Source organism: Odoribacter sp. N15.MGS-14 (assembly GCF_000980245.1).
Lineage (GTDB): Bacteria > Bacteroidota > Bacteroidia > Bacteroidales > Marinifilaceae > Odoribacter > Odoribacter splanchnicus.
Window position 1 is genome coordinate 19,331 of record NZ_LARE01000015.1, and the last position, 21,850, is coordinate 41,180.

The 21,850-nt window shown below is 44.5% G+C and carries 11 protein-coding genes; 4 read left to right on the top strand and 7 right to left on the bottom strand.

Going from position 1 to position 21,850, the window contains the following annotated elements; translation table 11 throughout:
- Window position 1: 1 nt before the first annotated feature.
- The gene (locus WS34_RS05225; RefSeq protein WP_013611652.1) at window positions 2-883 is read right to left on the bottom strand and encodes a diacylglycerol/lipid kinase family protein; all 882 of its coding nucleotides are present in this window, start codon (window positions 881-883) and stop codon (window positions 2-4) included.
- 1 nt (window position 884) lies between these two features.
- Complete coding sequence (locus WS34_RS05230; RefSeq protein WP_013611653.1) at window positions 885-2,204, bottom strand: UDP-glucose dehydrogenase family protein; 1,320 nt, start codon at window positions 2,202-2,204, stop codon at window positions 885-887.
- 302 nt (window positions 2,205-2,506) lie between these two features.
- Between WS34_RS05230 and WS34_RS05240 the strand changes: the two genes are divergently transcribed.
- Window positions 2,507-7,906: an alpha-2-macroglobulin family protein gene (locus tag WS34_RS05240; protein ID WP_286693637.1), complete on the top strand. Its 5,400-nt coding sequence runs from the start codon at window positions 2,507-2,509 to the stop codon at window positions 7,904-7,906.
- A gap of 325 nt (window positions 7,907-8,231) precedes the next feature.
- On the top strand, window positions 8,232-8,867 hold the full coding sequence (locus tag WS34_RS05245) for an AlbA family DNA-binding domain-containing protein (RefSeq protein ID WP_046403579.1): 636 nt from the start codon (window positions 8,232-8,234) through the stop codon (window positions 8,865-8,867).
- Window positions 8,868-8,871: 4 nt separating this feature from the next.
- Here the strand turns inward: WS34_RS05245 and WS34_RS05250 are convergent, their stop codons facing one another.
- The 5 genes from WS34_RS05250 to WS34_RS05270 form a co-directional block, all read right to left on the bottom strand.
- Complete coding sequence (locus tag WS34_RS05250; protein ID WP_013611656.1) at window positions 8,872-9,477, bottom strand: MarC family protein; 606 nt, start codon at window positions 9,475-9,477, stop codon at window positions 8,872-8,874.
- A gap of 237 nt (window positions 9,478-9,714) precedes the next feature.
- Window positions 9,715-12,627 (bottom strand): M16 family metallopeptidase, encoded by a 2,913-nt coding sequence (locus WS34_RS05255; protein ID WP_046403581.1) that lies wholly within the window; start codon window positions 12,625-12,627, stop codon window positions 9,715-9,717.
- A gap of 27 nt (window positions 12,628-12,654) precedes the next feature.
- A complete protein-coding gene (locus WS34_RS05260) occupies window positions 12,655-13,236 on the bottom strand; it encodes a flavin reductase family protein (protein WP_046402438.1) in 582 nt (193 codons plus the stop codon).
- Between the two features lie 130 nt (window positions 13,237-13,366).
- On the bottom strand, window positions 13,367-14,578 hold the full coding sequence (gene rocD / locus WS34_RS05265) for an ornithine--oxo-acid transaminase (RefSeq protein ID WP_046403584.1): 1,212 nt from the start codon (window positions 14,576-14,578) through the stop codon (window positions 13,367-13,369).
- Between the two features lie 149 nt (window positions 14,579-14,727).
- Window positions 14,728-19,260: a translocation/assembly module TamB domain-containing protein gene (locus WS34_RS05270; RefSeq protein WP_286693638.1), complete on the bottom strand. Its 4,533-nt coding sequence runs from the start codon at window positions 19,258-19,260 to the stop codon at window positions 14,728-14,730.
- A 75-nt stretch (window positions 19,261-19,335) separates the two neighbouring features.
- Between WS34_RS05270 and tsaD the strand changes: the two genes are divergently transcribed.
- Both tsaD and WS34_RS05280 read left to right on the top strand, forming a co-directional pair.
- Complete coding sequence (tsaD, locus tag WS34_RS05275) at window positions 19,336-20,355, top strand: tRNA (adenosine(37)-N6)-threonylcarbamoyltransferase complex transferase subunit TsaD (protein WP_022160002.1); 1,020 nt, start codon at window positions 19,336-19,338, stop codon at window positions 20,353-20,355.
- Between the two features lie 29 nt (window positions 20,356-20,384).
- Window positions 20,385-21,314: an NAD(P)-dependent oxidoreductase gene (locus tag WS34_RS05280; protein WP_046403588.1), complete on the top strand. Its 930-nt coding sequence runs from the start codon at window positions 20,385-20,387 to the stop codon at window positions 21,312-21,314.
- Window positions 21,315-21,850: the final 536 nt, after the last annotated feature.

Below are 21,850 nucleotides of genomic sequence, written 5' to 3' on the forward strand. Positions count from 1 at the left end.
ATCAGTCTATTTTCTTGGGAACGACAACTTTCAGTATGCCCTTATGCATTTTCAGGTGAATCGGCGAATGCATGATATAGGCATCCCCGTCAATATGTACACGCTCGATATCGCCTTCTACGATAGCTTCCTCGCACTGAATTTCCTTATAATAGGACAATTTGTACAGTTTCGAATTGATGAAGAAAAGTAAAAACCACAGGATCTCGAAGAAAGCCGGCCGTTTCAGGATGCAGATATCCATCAAACCGTCCCGCACCGAAGCATGAGGGGCGATATAGGCATTGTTGCCGTATTGGGAACTATTGGCGAAGCTAAGGATAAAACAATTTACCTTCATGACTTTGCCGTTGCCGGTGATCTTGTATTTCTTTTCCGGATAACGGAACCATAGTTTAATAGCCGCATAAATATAAGAAAATACTCCCCTCAATTTCAAATGGTTAAATTCATGGGCCACCTCGGCATCGAATCCTACCCCACTGACATTCAGCGAATACTTGCCATTCATCTCCAACACATCGATTTGAGCGAATTGATCGGTCAGTACCTGTTTCAATGCCTTGGTCATAAAAACCGAATAACCCAAATGCCGGGCAAAACCATTGCCACTCCCCAGAGAAACGACCCCAAAAGCAACATCACTACCACACAAAGCTCCTCCCACCTCATTCACTGTACCATCTCCCCCAACCGCTACAATATGAGTATATTTTCCTTCTTGCCGGGCATCTTCGACCAATTTACGGGCATGTCCTGCATACTCGGTAAATACAATATCATAAGGAATAGAATCATACTCCGGAATCCGACGGATCTTCTCCGGCAATTCTTTCCCAAGGCCTAGCCCCGATATCGGATTTACTATAAAAAGAATATGCATATTATCGATTTTTCCCTATCCCATAATAGGTGTATCCAAATTCTCTCATTTGTTCAGGATTGTAAATATTACGTCCATCGAAGATGACTTTTTCTTTCAAGGCTTTCTCTATAAAAGTAAACTTCGGAACTTTAAATTCCTGCCATTCGGTCACGATAATCATGGCATCGGCATCCGTTAAAGCGTCGTACATATTGGCAGCGTACCCGATGCGGTCGCCCAGCCGGCGCTTGGCTTCTTCCATTGCAACCGGATCGAAAGCTTTGACGGTCGCTCCCGCTTCCAGCAATTGGCCGATCAGTACCAGAGAAGGAGCCTCCCGCATATCATCGGTTGCCGGCTTAAACGACAATCCCCAAAGTCCGAAATGCTTTCCTTTTACATTTCCTTCATAATGTTTCTGAATCTTATCGAATAAAACCGTCTTTTGCCTCTCATTCACCCGCTCTACCGCTTTCAACAATTCCATTCCATACCCATATTCGTCTCCGGTACGGATCAAGGCCTTCACATCTTTCGGGAAGCAAGACCCGCCATATCCACAACCTGCATTCAGGAATTTTTTACCGATCCGGGTATCGCTCCCGATTCCCTTCTTCACCGCCTCGATATCAGCACCGACGATCTCACACAAATTAGCGATATCGTTCATAAATGAAATACGGGTAGCCAACATCGAATTAGCAGCATATTTCGTCATCTCCGCAGAGGGAATATCCATAAAATAAATGGGAGTATTATTCAGGACAAAAGCATGATACAATCGTTCCATCACTTTTTCCGCCCGGGCCGATTCTACACCGATCACCACCCGGTCAGGCCGCATAAAATCGTTTACCGCATCCCCTTCTTTTAAAAATTCAGGATTCGAAGCGACATCGAACACTACTTCTACTCCCCGCTTATCCAGCTCTTCCTGGACAGCCAATTTCACTTTCCGGTTCGTCCCCACCGGTACAGTGGATTTGGTCACCACCACTACATATTCCTCGATCAAACACCCGATCTCATGCGCCACTCCTATAACATAAGACAAATCGGCACTACCATCCTCATCGGGGGGAGTACCTACTGCAATAAAAACAGCATCGGCATCTACCAAGGCTTCTTTTAAAGAAGTAGTAAAGAACAACCTTTCGTTGGCCCGGTTTTTGATCACCAGCTCAGCCAAACCGGGTTCGTAAATCGGAATTCCTCCCTGATTCAGCTTATCGATCTTCGAAGCATCGACGTCTACACAGGTAACGGTGACTCCGGTTTCTGCCAAACAAGTACCGGAAACAAGTCCGACATATCCGGTTCCTACAACAGCTATTCTCATATTTGCAATTTTCTTTGTTACGAAAGTTTGCTCAGATCAATTCCTATTTTTAACGACTCCTGCCCCTAAAGGTTACAATGATCTATATACTCTGAGCACTTTGATTTATTTTGACAAAAATATAAAAATAAACCCCTTCACCCAGTATCTTTGTAAGATAATTCTCTAATTTTGTTAGACAATAAATTGAAAAACGTATCCGGAACAGGCTGGAAACGTAATATTCAGATATAAAATAATCTGTTATAAACAAATACCCTTGCGCCATGATACACATGATGAACCTAGCGGCACTATTTTTTATGGCTGTTCTATTGCTGACAGGCTGTACAAACAAAGAAAAAACCGATTTCAGTAAATACATCACCGGTTATACGAGTGGAGTCATCAAGTCCTCTTCTTCCCTTTCGGTCTATCTGGGTCAACCGTCCGATAAAGGTTTCCAGGCCGGTAGTACCCTCCCGGCCGATTTATTCAGGATATCTCCGGCTATAAAAGGGGAATTGATTCTAAAAGATAACCATAGTATAGAATTCATTCCGGCAGAACGTTTCAAAAACGGTACGACATACAAAGTCACGTTCAATCTGGGAGCACTTTGTAACGTCCCCAAGCCTTATGAGAAATTCAACTTTGAATTCGATATTGTCCCGTTGGTTACGATTTTCGAACCCGGTGTTCTGATCAGCGAACCCGATCATGAAAATGAATTACAATATCAGGGGATGTTGCAAAGTTCGGATGAAACCGATCCGACAGAAATGGAACAAAAACTGACGGCCACCTATAACGGTCAATCCGTCACACCGGAATGGAATCATCAGGGTAACCGGCATTATTTCGCTATCCGCCATCTGTTAAAAGAAAAAGAAAGTAAAACACTGAATTTAAAATTCAGTAAAAACATTAAAGCAACCGACGGCACCGAGATCTCCATCCCCGGTCTGAATGATTTCACGGTGTTGAATGTCAAAGCCAGTGACAGTGAACCACCGGTAATCCGTATCTATATGTCGGAGAATATCGATCCGAACCAGGATTTAAAAGGTTTGTTCAGCCTGGAAGGAGCCTCTACCCTGAATTACAAAATATCGGATAACATCATTTACCTTTATCCGGGTAACGCTATCGAGAATAGTCAACCGAATCTGACTATCCATGCCGGGATACGCAGTGCCAACGGTAATACGTTGCATACCGAATATATCCGGTCGGTACGTCTCTCCAGCACCAAACCACAAGTACAACTCATCGGCAAGGGGATCATCGTCCCGGGCAACAATCAGGTACTCATCCCTTTTTCTGCTATCGGACTGCAAGCCGTCGACCTTGAAATCATTCAGGTGCTCGACCAAAACATGAACTTTTTCCTGCAAGAAAATTCTTATGACGACCGCAGCGAACTGACCCGTACAGCCCGACCGGTATTTATGAAAAAAATCGATCTGAAAAAAGATCATCCCCATATCGACCTCGATAAATGGAATGACTTTACCATCGACTTAAGCGATCTGGTCAATCTGGAGAAAGGTAATATTTATCGTTTCAGACTGAAATTCAAGAAATCATATACCATTCTTTCCTGTGCCGATGAAAGTCCCGACTCGGATTATGGGGATACGGACTGGGACAACCCGGGTTCCTACTACAGCGAATATTATTATCCATCCGGTTTCGACTGGGAACAGCGCGAAAATCCTTGTCATATCTCCTACTACACCGGTGATCGGTTTGCAGCCCGCAATATCATCAATACTTCACTGGGCATTATGGCCAAACAAGGAGCCGACAATCAGTATGTCGTATGCGTTTCCGATCTCAGTACCGCTGAAGCGATTCCGAACTGCAACATCAGTCTTTACAATTATCAGAATCAAAAGATCGATTCGGCAAAGACCGATAAAGAAGGATTCGCGTATTTAAAACCGGCATCTCCGGGCTTTATCGTACTGGCACAGAAGGGTAAAGACAAAGCCTGGTTGCGTTTAGCAGAAAACAGTGCTCTATCCCTCAGTAACTTCGACGTCAGCGGACAACATGTACAAATGGGGGTAAAAGGATTCATTTATGGTGAAAGGGGGGTATGGCGTCCGGGAGATGAAATCTATTTATCCCTGATCCTGGAGGACAAGCTCGGTGTCTTACCGGAAGGTCACCCGATCGTTGCACAACTGGTCGATCCCAACGGACATATTACCCAAACTTTAAAAGGAGCGATTACTCCCAATAATATCCATTGTTTTACCTTCAAAACCGAACCCGAAGACCAAACCGGTTATTGGCATGTCCTCTTCCGTATCGGTGGCCTGACTTTCAAACAGACATTACGCATCGAAACAGTGAAACCGAACCGTCTGGCTATACAAATGTTATTTCCTAACGATAAAATTATCGGTACCGGTGTTTCCCTGAAACCTGTAGAAGTGAAGACCAAATGGCTGAACGGAGCACCGACTTCCAATCAAAAAGCGATCACAGAGGTACGTTTATACCATGCCGATGCAGGTTTCTCCGAATTTCCGGATTATCGTTTTTCCGATAAATCCAGGTATTTCGAACCTTCGACAGAAACCCTATTCGACGGGCAAACCGACCAGCAGGGAAATTTTTCATTCAGCCTGAACAAGATCAAAACCGAAGATGCTCCCGGAATATTAAATGCAGTCTTCACCACCCGGGTATTTGAAAACAGTGGGGATTTCAGTATCAGCTCACAAAGTATCCGCTATTCCCCTTACGATGAATATGTAGGAATACGTCTACCTGAAAACGACGATAATTGGTACTCCACCGAGCAACCTGTTCGATTACAAGGCGTTACGGTTACCCCAACAGGAAAACAATCAGGAAATGCTACCATTCAGATTGAAGTATATAAACTCGACTGGCATTGGTGGTGGGATTCGGAAGATGAAAACCTGGGATCTTATGTCAACCGGGAATATAGTAGCAGTGTATTGAGCCAGAAAGTCAAAGCCACCGACGGTCGTTTTCAGTTGGATCTTCACATCCCGACATATGGACGTTATTTTATCCGGGCCACCGATCCTTCGGGGCATACCTCCGGTTTAATCGCCTATTTCGGTAGCTGGTCGGATAACGCCGATCAAACTGCAGCGACCACCTTACACCTGAGCAGCGACAAAAAATCTTACCGCGTCGGCGAAAAGATAAAAGTTACAATTCCTTCAGCAACAGGTAGTGTAGCCATCGTCAGCCTTGAAAACGGGAAAACCGTCAGCAACATGAAACGGATCAATACCTCTGCCGGTAACACCACCTTCGAGTTGGAGGCCACCAGCGAGATGTGTCCCAATACATACATTGCAGTCACTCTGCTTCAACCTCACAACAACCGGGACAACGACCGTCCGATCCGAATGTATGGAGTTGTCAATATCCATGTAGAAGACCCGGCTCTCCATTTGAATCCGAAGATCAAAATGGCTCAGGAACTCCGACCGGGAAAAGAGTTCAATGTGGAAGTTTCTGAAAAAGACGGCAAGGCGATGAATTACACCATTGCGATAGTCGACGAAGGACTGCTTTCGCTGACCACTTTCCGTACTCCGGATCCCTTTGCTGCTTTCTATGCACGGGAAGCCCTGGGCGTAAAAACCTGGGATTTCTACGACTATATCTACGGTGCTTATGGAGCCCGTCTGGATAAAGCTTTTGCTGTGGGTGGCGACGAAGCCTTGAAGGATTTACAGGACGAAAAGACCAACCGGTTCAAACCGGTCGTCTTATTCGACGGTCCTTTCAGTTTGAAAGCCGGAGCTACTCAAAAACACACCTTCAAAATGCCGGAATATATCGGCGAAGTACGGACGATGGTCATTGCAGCTACCAATGGACAATATGGAGCAGCCAGTGTCAACAGTACGGTAAATAAACCCCTCATGGTATCGGTTGCCCTTCCCCGTCTGTTCACACCGGGAGATGTCATCGATATTCCGGTTACCGTTTTTGTCCTGAAAGATCATATCCGGGAAGTCACCGTAAAGATGACTACCGACGACAAAATCACCCTGACAGGAGAAAAAGAACAACACATCCAATTCGATAAAAAAGGAGAACAAGTTGTCTATTTTAAGGCTCGGATCAATAGCCAAACCGGGATGTCGACACTTCGGACAGAAGCGACATCGGGCAATGAAACAGCTATTGTCACCGAGGATGTTCAGGTACGTATTCCTAATCCGAGAATGACAGAGATCGAAGAAAAAGAAGCTAAAGCAGGAGAGACTGTTTCTTTCGATACCCGCATTACAGGAACCGAACCGCTTTCTGTCCTGGAGGTATCCTCTATCCCACCGTTAAACCTGGAACAACGCCTCAGTTACTTGCTCGACTACCCTCATGGCTGTGCAGAGCAAATCACTTCACAGGCATTTCCGCAATTAGCTTTATCCTGGCTTCTGGCATTAAGTCCGGAACAACAGATCACGGCAGAAAATAACGTCAGAGAAGTCATCAACCGTCTGAGAAGTTATCAGACCCCGGAAGGAGGCTTTGCTTACTGGCCTGGAGAGCCGTATATTTCGGAATGGGCTACCTCTTATGCTGTAAATTTCCTGGCAAATGCCCAAAAACAAGGCTATGCAGTCCCGATTCAGATGTTACAGAATGCCACGAACTATATGCGTCAGGTGGCTAACAGCTGGAACCGCACAGAACCGTGGTCACAGCAAGACCAAGCCTATCGTTTGTATGTATTGGCTTTAGCCGGTAAACCCGATCTGGCAGCCATGAACCGACTGAAAGAGACCCGCTTGCAACGTCCGGTTTCACAATGGCTGCTGGCCTCCGCTTATGCTTTAAGTAATCAACAGGAAATCGCTACGAAAATGATACGCGATCTGTCCTTCGAAGTCACCCCTTACCGGGAAACGGGAGGAACGTTCGGTTCTACTACCCGGGACAATGCCCTGATTCTGCAATCGATGGTCATCCTGAACATGCAACAAGATGCTTACCGCATGTTAGAGAAGATTTCTAAAGCCATGGGATCCGGCAATTGGTACAGTACCCAGGAAACCTCTTTCGCTCTTTATGCAGCCGCCCAGTTCGTACAAAAATACCTGGGCAGCCAAAAAGGAATCGATATCACAGTAAAAACAAATTCAGGTAACGAAAACGTCAAAACCGACAAGACAATCTGGCAAAAACAACTCGTTTTGCAGGCTGACAAAGCTTCGGTTACGGTGACGAACAACGGTCAAGGTTCACTTTTTGTCCGTCAGATCAATAGTTCCGCCCCTCTGGAAGTAGTCAAGGAAAAAGTTATGTCCGGAATGTCGATGCATGTGCGTTATTATAATGACAAAGGTACTCCGCTCAACATCGAACAGCTGCAACAGGGGGAAGACATTACAACCGAAATTACAATCAAAAACACGGGCCTGACCGGTACTTATCAGGAACTGGCATTAAACTATCCGGTACCTTCCGGCTTCGAGATCATCAATGACCGTCTTACCGGAAACACCAGTGCCTGGAAAGAGGCAGAATATGTCGATATCCGGGATGACCGTTTTTATGTCTATTTCAGCTTGGAACAAAATCAGTCTAAGACTTTCCGTTTCCGTTGCAATGCAGCGTTCCGCGGAGAATATATGTTACCGGCAATTTATTGTTCAGCTATGTACGACAATAGTATACAGGCTATTTTACCGGGAGGAAAAGTGAAGATTGAATGAGTTGTAGAGTTGCTGAGTTAAAAGAGTTACTGAGTTACTAAGTTGTTGAGTTTTTGAGTTTCTGAGTTTCTGAGTTTCTGAATTATTAAGTTATTGAGTTAGAAGAGTTAGAAGAGTTACAAGGCATTAGCTTAATAATTTAAATACAAAGCAAGATCATATTTGCAACACATTGTTAAAGTAAATATATGACTACAAACATTAGCCTATGCACTCAGGGGTCACACCAATCCAATAACAAACTCTTTCAACTCAACAACTTTATAACTCAGCAACTCTTTTAACTCAGCAACTCAGCAACTCTATAACTCAGCAACTCTATACCATGAACAGTAAAGATTATATTTATAAACTGATAGAAGAAGGAGAGCACCAACAACAGGATTTCAAATTCGAGATCTCGGATGCACGGAAAATAGCCAAATCTTTATCGGCTTTTTCCAATACGGACGGAGGGCGCTTGCTTATTGGGGTGAAAGATAACGGAAAAATTGCAGGAGTGCGTTCGGAGGAGGAAATTTACATGATCGAGGCAGCAGCAAAATTGTATTGTCAACCTCAGGTAAACTGTCAAATGCAGATTCACGATATCGACGGACACACTGTGTTGGAAGTCATTGTACCTCCCGGAACAACCAAACCTTATTATGCCAAAGATCAGACAAATAAATGCTGGGCTTATATCCGTATAAAAGACGAGAATATCCTCGCTACTCCGGTACATTTAAAAGTCTGGCAACAAGAAGAGACCCCAAAAGGTTCCTTTCTTCATTATACAGAGCAAGAACGATTACTATTGGATTATCTCACGACCCATCCGGCTATAACCCTTAATCAGTATTGTCGTCTGGCCCGTATTCCCCGGATAAAAGCCGAAAATACACTGGCAAAATTCATCCGCTTCGAATTAATCGAACCCATATTTGAAAATCATCGGTTTTATTTCCGAGGCTGTACCTGATCGTTCAGGCTAATGTCTTAATAAATAAAGTAATACCGTCGAATACCATTTGAAGGCCGATCGTAGCAACGATCAATCCGATAATCCGGATCAAAGGATTCATAAAATTATATTTAATCAGAAAACTACCGATCCTTCGGGCTTTCAGCATAAAGAAAAGGTTCACAGCTAAAGCCAGTAAAATAGCAACGATCGTGACAAAACGGCTATACTGAACAGGGAAAGTAACTGCAGCAGTAATCGTAGCAGGTCCGGCAATCATCGGAATAGCAATAGGTACAGTGGTTAAATCGGCAATCTTAATATGTTCATCCACTTTCATAAAAAATCCTTTCAACAAACCGGACAAACCGTTATACATCAGCACAGCCCCGCAAGTAATCTGAAAAGAGTAAAGCTCGACCCGAAAAACATAACTAAAAGTCACCTGTCCCAGATAAAGAAAAAAAATCAGAATAAGCATTGCCGTAATCGTCGATTTAATCGAAATATACCGTAACTCGGTTGGAGAAAAACGTTCCTGCAAAGACGTGACGATCAACACCTTCTGTATCGGATTTACCAAAGCCAGAATGGCCACGAAACAACTCAATATTAAATTAAATTTCATTACTTCCCCCTATTAGATCTGCTCAACAAAGATAGTACAAAGGAATGGGGTTTCAAATTTATTTTGAGTCAGTGATAAAGAGTTACAAAGGTTACAGAAGTTACAGAGGTCGCAAGGATTTAACCGCCCCTATACAACCTCTTCCCTCCCTCATGTAACTCAGTAACTCTTTTAACTCAGCAACTCAGTAACTCTTTTAACTCAGCAACTCAGCAACTCTTTTAACTCAGCAACTCTCTAATACCCAAAAATCTGTTCGGTAGTCAGTCGCTCTACGGGACCATAAGAAGATAATTTTTTCATATCCAATTCTTTTTCATCTCCCAATACACAATAGGTATATTTGCGGTCTTTCACCCATTTTTCCTGAAAATCCTTTACATGATCCAGGGTCAGTTTCTGCAAATCGTCGAATAACATTTTCCGGCGGTCACTGTCCAATCCCAGGTCCTTTGCTTCCTGATAGGCATCGAAAATTCCGGCTCCGGTAATCCGGTCGGTCCGTAACCGGGCAATCAAAGCTTCTTTTGCCAGATTAAAGGCAGCTTCAGACTCAGGCATATGATTGATAACTTCATCGAATGCAGTCAAAGCATCTCCCATCTTATCATTCTGAGTAGCGATAAAAGTAGAATAAATATAAGGCTTGTCCAGACGGGAAGGCTCACCCAAACCGGCAGATGCCGAATAAGCCAATCCCCGGGCTTCACGCAATTCCTGGAATACGATCGAATTCATACCTCCCCCGAAATACTCGTTATATAAGGTAGCTACCGGATAAATATTCGGATCGAATTTTTCTCCCCGGTTAGAAATAGCAGCCATATATACCTGAGCAGCAGCATACGGAGCTAACAAAACCTTACTTTCTCCGGTTTCTCTGATCTTAAAAAGCGAAGCCTTATCTGCAGCGATCAGCTTTTCAGGCACCTGATGGTACCGATTCACTTCTGCCACAACTTCTTCCTGGGTCTTCGGGCCGTAATAAAGGACAGTATGTTCGGTCTTGCTCAGATCACGAAGGTGGGTCAACAGCTCTTCCGACTTTAAATTTTGTATTTCATCAGCCGAAAGCACATTGGTCGCAGGCGATTTCGGTCCGTATAAACCATATTGCATCAGCATTCTGAAATTTGCCTGCTGATTTAATTTTGTATTCGCTCTCCCTTCCAGAATATCACCTTTCATAATTTCCAGTACTTCCGGATTGGGTTGAGCATCTGCCAGCAGAGATTCGACCAATTGAATCGCCTCTCCCATATTTTCGGATAAACCCGAAATAGTGAGATAGGTACGGTCAGCTCCCGGACGAATACCAAAATCACAAGCCAAACGGTAAAACTCTTCCTTCACCTGTTCCGGACTCAATTCGGAAGTACCCAAATAATCCAGATAGCCGGCAGCAGTGGAAAGATAACGATCCTCATTATTTCCTTTCTCAAAAGCATAAGTTAAAGAGAACAGGTCGTTCGTCGGGTTTTTCTTATACCACAAAGGAATATCGGATTTGAGTTTTCCTTGAGCCATATCTTTTGAAAAATCGACAAATACCGGTTCGATGGGTTTTACCGGTGCTGTCCGGATCTCCCGCAAAAAAGCACTACTCTTATCCCGGTTGGTCACAATCGGAGTGATGGCCGGTTTAGTCATTTTCTTTACACTTTCGTCTTTCCCCTGCCGTTTATTGACCACGACATAATTATCTTTCAGATGAGTATTGGCAAAATCTATCAGCTCTTGTTTGGTAATTTTACTCATCCGGTCGAGTGAAGCCACTTCATCGGCCCAATTCGTACCGTTGACAAACGACTCGACAAACCAGGTTGCTCTGTCTTCATTGCTTTCCAATTGTTTTTGTCTGTCGCGTTTGTTATTATTGATCGTCGCAGCGATCAGGTTCTCGTCGAATTCTCCTTTTTTCAACTTTCCGATTTCTTCCAACAGCAGTGTACGTACTTCTTCGAGGGTTTGTCCGTTTTTAGGTGTTCCTTCCATTAAAAATACACTGTAGTCAGCTAATAAGAAAGGATAGGCAGCAGCTCCCAACATTTTCTGTTGTTGATTGATATCCAGGTCGATCAAACCGGCTTGTCCGTTGTACAACACCTGAGCCAGCAGATTCAAGGTTTCTACGTCCTCACTGTTTGCTCCCGGAAATCTCCACGCCAAAGTCACATTTTCAGCTTCCGGTCCCACCACTTCTTTCACTATAGGAGAGGTAATCGGCTGCTCCGGTTGAAAGTTCAGTTCAGGCAAGTTCTGACTCGGTTTCATTCCACCGAAATAACGGTTTATCGTTTCGATCATTACATCGGGATCAAAATCTCCGGAAAGACAAACCGCAATATTATTAGGCACATACCATTGAGTATAGAAATTCTTAATATTCGTAATAGACGGATTTTTCAGATTTTCCTGTGTTCCCAAAATGGTTTGAGTTCCATAAGGATGGTGGGGGAAGAGACCGGCCATCACCTGATCGATCACTTTACGGTTATCTTTGGTCAGGGACATATTTTTTTCTTCATAAACAGCTTCCAGTTCGGTATGAAATCCCCGGATAACAGGATGCTGAAACCGATCGGCCTGTATTTTAGCCCAGTTCTCTACCTGATTCGAAGGAATATCTTCCTCAAAAACAGTCTGGTCGTAAGAAGTATAGGCATTTGTCCCGGTAGCTCCGATCGCCGCCATCAATTTATCGTATTCATTGGGAATAGCGATCTTAGAGGCCTCATAAGACACACTGTCGATCTGACGATAGAGAGCAGTCCGCTGAGCCTCGTCCGTCGTTTTCCGATATACCTCGAACAAAGCTTCTATCCGGTCCAGCATCGGTTTCTCCTGTTCGTAATTCTGTGTTCCGAAACTATCCGTTCCTTTGAACATCAGGTGCTCAAAATAGTGGGCCAACCCGGTCGTCTCTGCCGGATCGTTCTTTCCACCGGCGCGGACGGCGACATAGGTCTGAATCCGGGGTTGATCTTTATTGACCGTCATATACACCTTTAAGCCATTGTCTAAAGTATAAATCCGGGCATTCAACGGATCTCCGGGCACCGACTCATACTTAAAGCGGGAATGATCCCCGCACGCAGCGATCAGGACCAGTACACCCAATAGCCACATCGTTTGAAACATTTTTTTCATCTTATCTTTTCATTAAAATTCCTTCTCTTATTTCTTATTTTTCTTCTTCTTTTTCTCCACGGACCATCCGAATTTCCCGATCTTCTTGCCCAGACCGAAATATTCCCCATGAGTATACACCAAAGGATTTGCACGGTCGAGTTCAAATTTTCCCGTTTCGGGGTTCAGATACCGGTCATCGGCCTGTACATTCACCACTTCGGCCAGAAACAGATCATGTGATCCCAGAGGGACGATCTCTTTCACCCGGCATTCGATGCATACAGGGGCTTCTTCAACAATCGGCGCCCGAACCACTCCGGCCTTTCCGGGCGTGAGTTTCATCTCTTCGAATTTCCGGTAATCGCGCCCTGAACGAACTCCACACCAATCCGTAGCAAAAGCCAGGTCTTCGGTTGTCAGGTTGATAACGAATTCGCCCTGTCGCCGAATGATCGGATAAGAATACCGCTCCGGCCTTACCGAAATATAACACATGGGCGGATTGGTACAAACCGTTCCAGTCCAAGCCACTGTAAACAAATTATATTCTTCGGGAGTCGCACCGCAACTCACCAGCACTGCCGGTAAAGGATAAATCATCGTTCCCGGTTTCCAATTGTGTTTCATACCCATTCGTTTTCCAGACCGTCGTATGAACCGATCAGCCTGCGACAAAGATACAAAAAGACGAAAGGCATTCTCTCGCCCTTCGTCTTTTATTTTAGCAGCCGGCACCTATGCTCCGGCTGTTGTCAAGCTATTCGAATTCAGCTATCGTATTTTCTATAATACCGATGGCTTCCATGAGTTCCATCTTGTTGATCACCAAAGGTGGGGCAAAACGGATAATATGCTGGTGGGTCGGTTTAGCCAATAAGCCTTTATCTCTCAATTTCAAACATACATCCCAAGCGGTTTTACCGTTCTTAGGCTTAATCACAACGGCATTCAACAATCCTTTACCACGTACCAGTTCGATCATATCCGAATGGATTTTACTGATCCGATCCCGGAACACTTGTCCCAATTTCTCCGCATTCTCGGCTAGTTTTTCGTCCCGTACCACTTCCAAAGCAGCAATGGACACTCTGGCTGCAATCGGATTCCCCCCATAGGTCGATCCATGTTCGCCGGGCTTGATACAAAGCATAATATCGTCGTTGGCCAGTACACAGGAAACCGGCATCATTCCCCCCGACATCGCTTTACCTAGCACCAGGATATCCGGATGTACTCCTTCATGGTCACAAGCCAGTAATCTACCGGTACGTGCAATTCCCGTTTGTACCTCATCGGCAATAAACAAGACATTTTTGGATTTACACAGTTCATAGGCTTTTTTCAGATATCCTTCATCCGGCACAAAAACACCGGCTTCCCCCTGAATCGGTTCCAACAGAAAACCGGCCACATCAGGATCCTGAAGTGCTTTCTCCAAAGCCGGAATATCATTATAAGGAATCTTGATGAATCCGGGAGTGAAAGGTCCGTATCCGGCATACGATTCGGGATCGTTAGAGAGCGAAACGATCGTAATGGTACGTCCATGAAAATTCCCGTCACAAACGATAATCTTGGCCTTTCCATCGGGTACCCCCTTTTTCATATAAGCCCATTTCCGACAGAGTTTCAACGCTGTTTCATCGGCCTCTGCTCCTGTATTCATCGGTAACACCTTGTCATAACCAAAGAATCGGGTCACAAATTCTTCCCATTCTCCCAGCACATCATTATAAAAAGCCCGCGAAGTCAATGCCAGTTTCTGAGCCTGATCGATCATTGCCTTCACAATCTTCGGATGACAATGTCCCTGGTTCACAGCCGAATAAGCAGAAAGAAAATCGAAATACTTTTTTCCATCTGTATCCCAGACATAAATACCTTCTCCCCGTTCGAGTACCACAGGTAGCGGGTGATAGTTGTGAGCCCCGTAACGAGCTTCTCTGTCTATAAATTCTTGTGCTGTCATAATATATAAAGTTTAAGTTCGTAATCGTTTGCAGCATGCAATTTGTAAAAAAAACAGCATATTAAAAACAATTTCCCGTTTTTTTTATAAAATCATTTTCAAACCGGAATTTATCATAACGGTGAAAACAGACAGAACACCTATCCCGCTTACTTTCTCTTTCGTAAAAAGCCGAAATATTTCCGCAACAGTTCCCGCAAAGTATCGAATGATTCCTGATAAGACACCCCTACTCCCTGAATGGTTTCCGTATTATTATATAGCAGCTTCTCGTTCGTATGGGAGTAAGCCTTCATTTTCAACGATCCTTGTTTATTTAACTTCACTTCGATATCGAAGTCTCCGGCAATATTATTTTTGCGATTCTCGTCCCCGGCAGCGTTCCGATTACCTCCGACATCCATATTTCCGTTAGCAGAAATCGTAATCCGGTCATCGAGAAGCTGAGTTGAGACAGCCAGTTCGAACTCATCCGATGTCATTTCTTTTTCCCGGTCTCCCCGACGGTAAGCAAACCCGATATCTACATTGCTGCTAAACTGTGAAAACCAACGGGATAACTGATTGGAAAACATCTCCGTCAAAGTCGTCACCCCTGCCGTCTGGGCTTGTAAACCATAATCCCCCGTATTGTCTGTCCGGTAGAATCGATTCAATACCAACAGAGAAAACATTTGTTTATTAATCTCGTCCTGGCTGGAAAAAAGACTCTGGATATAACTTTTACTCTGGGTTTCCAGTGTCGGGAAGTTTATATCGAATTTTACTACCGGATTGGTCAGGTTATCACTCAGATTCAGGATACATTCCACCGGAACCTTTCTTCCCGATTCCGTAGCGATCTTTTCATCGGGATTCGACTCATCGGAAGAGAGTTTTTCTGCCGGTAACAATTCGGTAATCGTCGTTTTCAAATTATATACCGCATTGATATTCAACATTGCCTCATAAGGCGAACCGCTCCAGGAAATCGTTCCCCCGGGAGTAAGTACAAATTTTTTATTCACCAGGTTGCTCAAAGTAAAGAGATAATCCCCTTTTGCAATCTGATATTCCCCGAACATATTCAGATTTCCGTCTTTATCGAAAGTGATCTTAATATCTCCGTTTCCCGTAGTTTTCAGAATATCTCCGACCGTCGGGTCAAAAATCACCTGTACATTCAGCTTATCGTTGACCTCCAGGTTCGCATTCAAATTAATATCCGATACTGCCGATTTAGGTTGTATCTTCTGATTCTCCGGCTGTCCGGTATGGACAAAATGCAAAAAATTATTGGACTGCTCCGTCATGCCTGCCGACAAGGGAAGATACAAACGGGAATCATTCTCCGTCCGGGCATTGATCGTGACATTATCCACCCCATTATGGTTATCCAAATCGGCCAACCCACTCAGATATACCTGACCATAAAACGATTCGTTATCTGCAAAACCGGTATTCAGCACCATAAACTTTTCAAACCGGGCATCGAGGCGGTAACGATTTTCCCAAAACTGATATTCTCCATTCAACACCGCTTGCTGCCCATGAATATCTTTCATATAAAAATTACGAAACAACAGATGATTATTTACGATATGAACGCTATCGTGAACAAAAAATTTAGTATTCAAAACATTGACTTTCATCCCTACCGAATCGAAATAGACAAAACCGGAAATATCCGGCTTATAGGTATTTCCTGAAATCCGCACATTCCCGGACAAATTCCCGGCAGTCTCCGTAACAAAATCAGAAGCATAGATTCCTAACCGCTCCAATCCCACTTTTTCCAAATGTATGCCGACATCAATCGTATCCTTCTCGGGCGTATAATACCCCTGTACCACTAAGGGCACAGCATCGTCTACTCTGTTTTCAGCTCCGACAATGACGTTTCTGTTATCCGCATCCCAATACGAACGCAGGCTCAACGATCCTAAAGTATCCCGGTTGATTCCCCAGTTATCGACATTAAAATCGGTAATCAACATAAAATTTTTATAATAATCCTGAAGAGTCAGCGAACCGGTAGCGATTCCGAACAAAAATGGCCGGTGTTTCAAAGCGATCCGGCTTACATTCTCCAGATTGAAATTCTCGAGTTTCACGAATAGCTTTTCTTCAGTAGATTCGGAGAGTTTACCGTTAACCGACAAACTCTCTTTTCCCCGCTGTATAAAAAAGTCACTTACATCAATCTCTTTACCGGCGATAAAAACCGAAGATTCCTTGACCCGCCAAACGCTATCGTTCATCACAATGACTCCCGGATGAATCCGGATTTCCGTGTTATAACCATACTTTTCATCGGGAGAGAAAACGACACAGGCAGACAATTCCCCGCTATAAGTCTTATCTCCCCAATTACACCAGCTCAATCTATTGTCCAGATGGTTATCCGCAAGCGTTAACTCATTCCTGACATTATAAAGCTGGTATCCATTGCCATAAATGAGCCGGTCGGTAGTATATTTCATATCCAGCCGTTGCATATCCCCCACAAGATCGATTTTGGAATGAAGCAGGCTGATATCCTCATAACCGATCGAATCGGTCGTCAGGCGAAGACGCAATTGTCCGGTTTCATTCCGGTAATCGGAAGTAATCAATGTACCCGAAGCTATATACAAATCAGGATAGAGAACCTGCAAAATCCGGCCGGCATCTTTTACCTGCACGGTATATTGAAAATCGAACTTTTCAGGTTCTTTCCGTTTCGGATACTTCCGGGTCTTTTTAGGCTGATGTACCGAATAAGCCGGTAAATAATTTTGCATCAATCGAAAAACAAACGGAGCAGGGCGCAATTCCCGAAAATTTCCCGAAATAAAAAGATCCACGACATCCGATTTTAAAGTAGTAGTATTATGATCTCCCTTCTGGTTATCCTCCATACTAATTTTATCTATCGTGAATGTAGCTGTATCACAGGTATATTTGAAATCCGTCAGGGATAAATTGGTAAAACTCTTATTTTCCTGCCCGGCATGAATGATCTCGAACGAAGTTTCGAGCGCCTCCTGTCCCCCTTTTATATCCAAACCGAATGCCGCCAATTCATCGATCCGTAACTGTCCCCGGGTACTCAAAAAATTCAGGGAATCACTCAAATCATAAGCCAGCAATACCCCTCCCTGCATCTGCTCGTTCTCCACGGTGGCCATCACATCCAGCTTTCCCGTCTCATAAGTCATGGCCACTTTCATATCTTTGACATTCCCTTGATGGATATTCAGACGCTCCACTTTCGAATCTATATGAAACGAAGGTCCCCGGGTATCCCAGACTCCTGCATAACTACCGGACAAACTACCGTATCCCAGCATCGACAGCCCGGACAACTTTCCACAGTCGACCTGATAAAAATGAAAATCCCCACCCATGGTATCACAATCGGGCTTTTTGTCCGGACAAGGAGCATAACGAAACGTCAGATTTCCTGCCAAAGCCGGAGTAATACTCTTCGCCTTCACCATAAAATCCGATAATGTACCTTCGAAACAAATCGACTCGAAATCGACAAAAGAAAAATGATGCAGAGGTTCCGGAACCGGAATATACCTATCGAACCAGGGCAAATAGACGGTTTCCAGATCATCGGGATTCAAATGCGCCTTATACAAATCGATATGAAACCGTGTATTCCATACATCCGGCAACCCTTCCGATTTAAAACTTCCCTGAAAAACGGTTTTATCCCCTAACTCAAAATAAAGGTCATGACCTTCCAGCTTATTGATGGTGTTATTGACAATACCGCTGCATTTCACCGTATTATCGATCCCTCTCAGCACTCCGTTAAAATATGCCAGATCGATAAAACTCACCGACGAGGGCCCTAATTCATAATATTGTTGCATCCGGGTCGTAAAATAACGCCAGTCGTGCTGATCGGGTGTCCAGCTGAATTCCAGTTTCATCAAGTCGAGACTACTCCGTTCAAGTTCTATCCGTGCATCCGTAATCGTCAAATTACTCTCCCGGATCCGAACCCGTCCATCCAATTCCTTCATCCTCAATCCCGACTTCTCGATAAAACTCAAACCGGAAACGACGATCTGTGAATATTCATCCCCAAAGTCAAAATCCGTAATATCGACATTCAAATCCCGGCATTCCACATCCGTCCAGTTAACGCCATAATCCACCGGTTCATATTCTTCTTCACGATAAGTGAAACGGGAATCCCGCAGACTGACCTTCTTCAATCCCATCAACCAACCGCTCTGTTTTTCACCGCCCTCCCCCTCTGTATCGGCAGGAGCGACCCGCTGTAAAGAATCCAGAAACATCTCTATATTTGTCGGCGATCCTTCCCCACGCGATATCCATAAATTAAAATCAGCCTGATTCAAAACAATTTCACCGATCGTGAAACTCTTGTTTACGATATTGAAAGAATCTGCCTTTACCCGCAAATCCTGGCAATATAATAAAGTATCGTTTTTAAAGTCTTTTAATAAAACTTCTTTCAGTACCAAAGATTTTACCGGACGGAAATCGACATGGCCGATCTGAATAGTAACACCGGTAGACGCTTTAACCTGCTGAGTAATATATTGAACCAACGCAGTTTGTACATACGAAGTCTGTAACAGGAGATAAAGCATCCCTGCCAGTAACACCACTCCCGTTGCACAAAACAATAATATCCGAAGAACCTTTTTTATACCCGCAGTTATTTTTAGTTTGCTCACAAAAATATTAATATTGCATCAGATTTGAAAACGATTGGAGTTCAAAGATTAGAGAATAAAGTTTAAAGAATAAATATGACTGTAATTTTAGGAATCGAGTCTTCTTGTGACGATACCTCTGCTGCAATATTGAAAGATGGCCTTGTGCTAAGTAATGTCATTGCCAGCCAGAAAGTGCATGAAGCTTATGGCGGAGTTGTCCCTGAACTGGCCTCACGGGCACACCAGCAAAATATAATTCCCGTGGTATCAGAAGCCATCAAAAGGGCCGGTATCGAAGTGAAAGACATCGATGCTGTAGCTTTTACCCGCGGACCGGGGTTATTGGGCTCGCTCCTGGTAGGAACTTCTTTTGCTAAAGGTTTTGCCCTGGCCAATCATTTACCTATGATAGAAGTAAACCACCTGCAGGCGCACATCCTGGCTAATTTTATCAAAGAACCGGGAGTGGAAAGCCGGCAGCCTTCTTTCCCTTTCCTGACCCTGCTGGTATCGGGCGGAAATTCGCAGTTGATCGTTGTACACGATTACCTGAAAATGGAAATGATCGGACAAACGATCGACGATGCTGCGGGGGAAGCCTTCGACAAATGTGCCAAAGTGATGGGATTACCCTATCCCGGCGGTCCGATTATCGACCGACTCGCGAAAGAAGGTAATCCGGAACGCTTCACTTTCAACAAACCGCAAATACCGGGGCTCGATTACAGTTTCAGCGGACTGAAAACTTCATTCCTCTATTTTCTGCGGGATGAACTGAAAAACAATCCCGATTTCATTCAGGATAACCTGAACGACTTATGTGCTTCTCTTCAAAAGACTGTTATCGATATTCTGATGTCTAAATTGAAAAAAGCAGCCAAACAAACGGGAATAAAACAAATAGCCATCGGCGGAGGTGTTTCGGCCAATTCGGCTTTACAAAAAGCAGTACATGACGAAGCAGCCCGCTCAGGCTGGGAAGTTTTTATTCCGCGTCTGGGATTTTCCCTCGATAATGCCGGGATGGTAGCCGTTACCGGTTATTACAAATACCTGGCAGGACAATTTATCGGCCTGGACGCAGCTCCCTTTGCCCGAACCACTCTCGAGTAAATCCGTATAATCCCTATAATAACGATGTTATGAAACTCCTTGTCACCTACAATATTCCCCGGGAACCCTTCCAGAATCTGCCTGCAGATTGGGAAATCACCTTTCCGGAAAAGGAAGAATTCAGTAAAACGGAATTGCTGCGCATACTACCCGATTACGATATTATGCTGGCCATATTTCATGCTCCGATCGACAGGGAAATCATCGATGCCGGAAAAAAGCTGAAGCTAATCAGCAATTATGGAGTGGGTTATAATAATATCGATATCACCTATGCCCGTGAAAAGGGTATAGCTGTGACCAATACCCCGAAAGCGGTCAATAGTCCTACGGCCGAGCTGGCACTGGCCCTGATGCTGAGTGCAGCCCGCCGGATTGCCGAATGCAATCAACGTATCCGCATAGAAAAAGAAAGTATGTGGGGCACTATGCGCAACCTGGGATTCGGATTGGAAGGAAAGACCTTGGGCATTATAGGCCTGGGCAATATCGGTAAAAATGTCGCCCGTAAAGCAGAAGCTTTCGGAATGAATATCATTTACTATAATCACCACACCGAAGTTCCCGGTTACCGACGGGTCGAACTGGATACCCTGCTCCGGGAATCCGACTTCGTCACTCTTCATACCCCCTTGACTCCCGCTACCCGGCACCTGATCGGACAGCGTGAACTGAGTTTGATGAAACCGACAGCCATTCTCGTCAATACAGCCCGGGGAGCTGTTGTCGATGAGCAAGCACTGGCCGAAGTATTGAAAAAACGTCAAATAGCAGGTGCAGCCCTGGATGTCTTCGAAGACGAACCTCACATCACAGAAACCCTCTACGCTTTGGAGAACGTCGTACTCACCCCCCACATCGGAACCGGCACCATCGATGCCCGCATCGCCATGGGTCGTGAAGCCCTCGAAAACATCCGTCATTTCCTGGCAGGTAATCCAACCAATGTCGTCAATTAATATCATAGTTACAGCGGTCAGGGTTAATTTTTCCGTTAAAACTATTCTAAATGTAGAATTATTTTGTTACTTGTTCGTCTTCGGTATTCGTGTTCGGGGACCCGGTCGCTTCTGTCGGTCGTCTACCTTTTTCTATCACTGACCGGCGGAACTCCTCGCAGGCTCGTCAGACACCACCGGTCGGGCGTTCAGAAAAAGCAAGACGACACTCGCCAGAGCTCCAATGGTCCCCGAACACGAACACCTCCGACTTACGTTATCACTACATAGGAAACGAACTGTGACCTGAAAAGTATAAATTTCTATCAAACAGCTGTTTTTCTGAACCCTTACATGAGGGATTAATTCAGCCATCGGTATTTTATAGAAATAATCCGGTCAGGTAACCCAGGTATCCGTACTCCGGTCAGGGTGGCCTGCCCTTTCATTCAATAAAACTTTCCTTCTTTGCCCTGTAGTGCTGACGGAAGATGCAGGGTTTTGTGGCGGAAGACCATTGGAGCAGGAACGAGGGTCCGGTTAGGGTTTCCGAACGC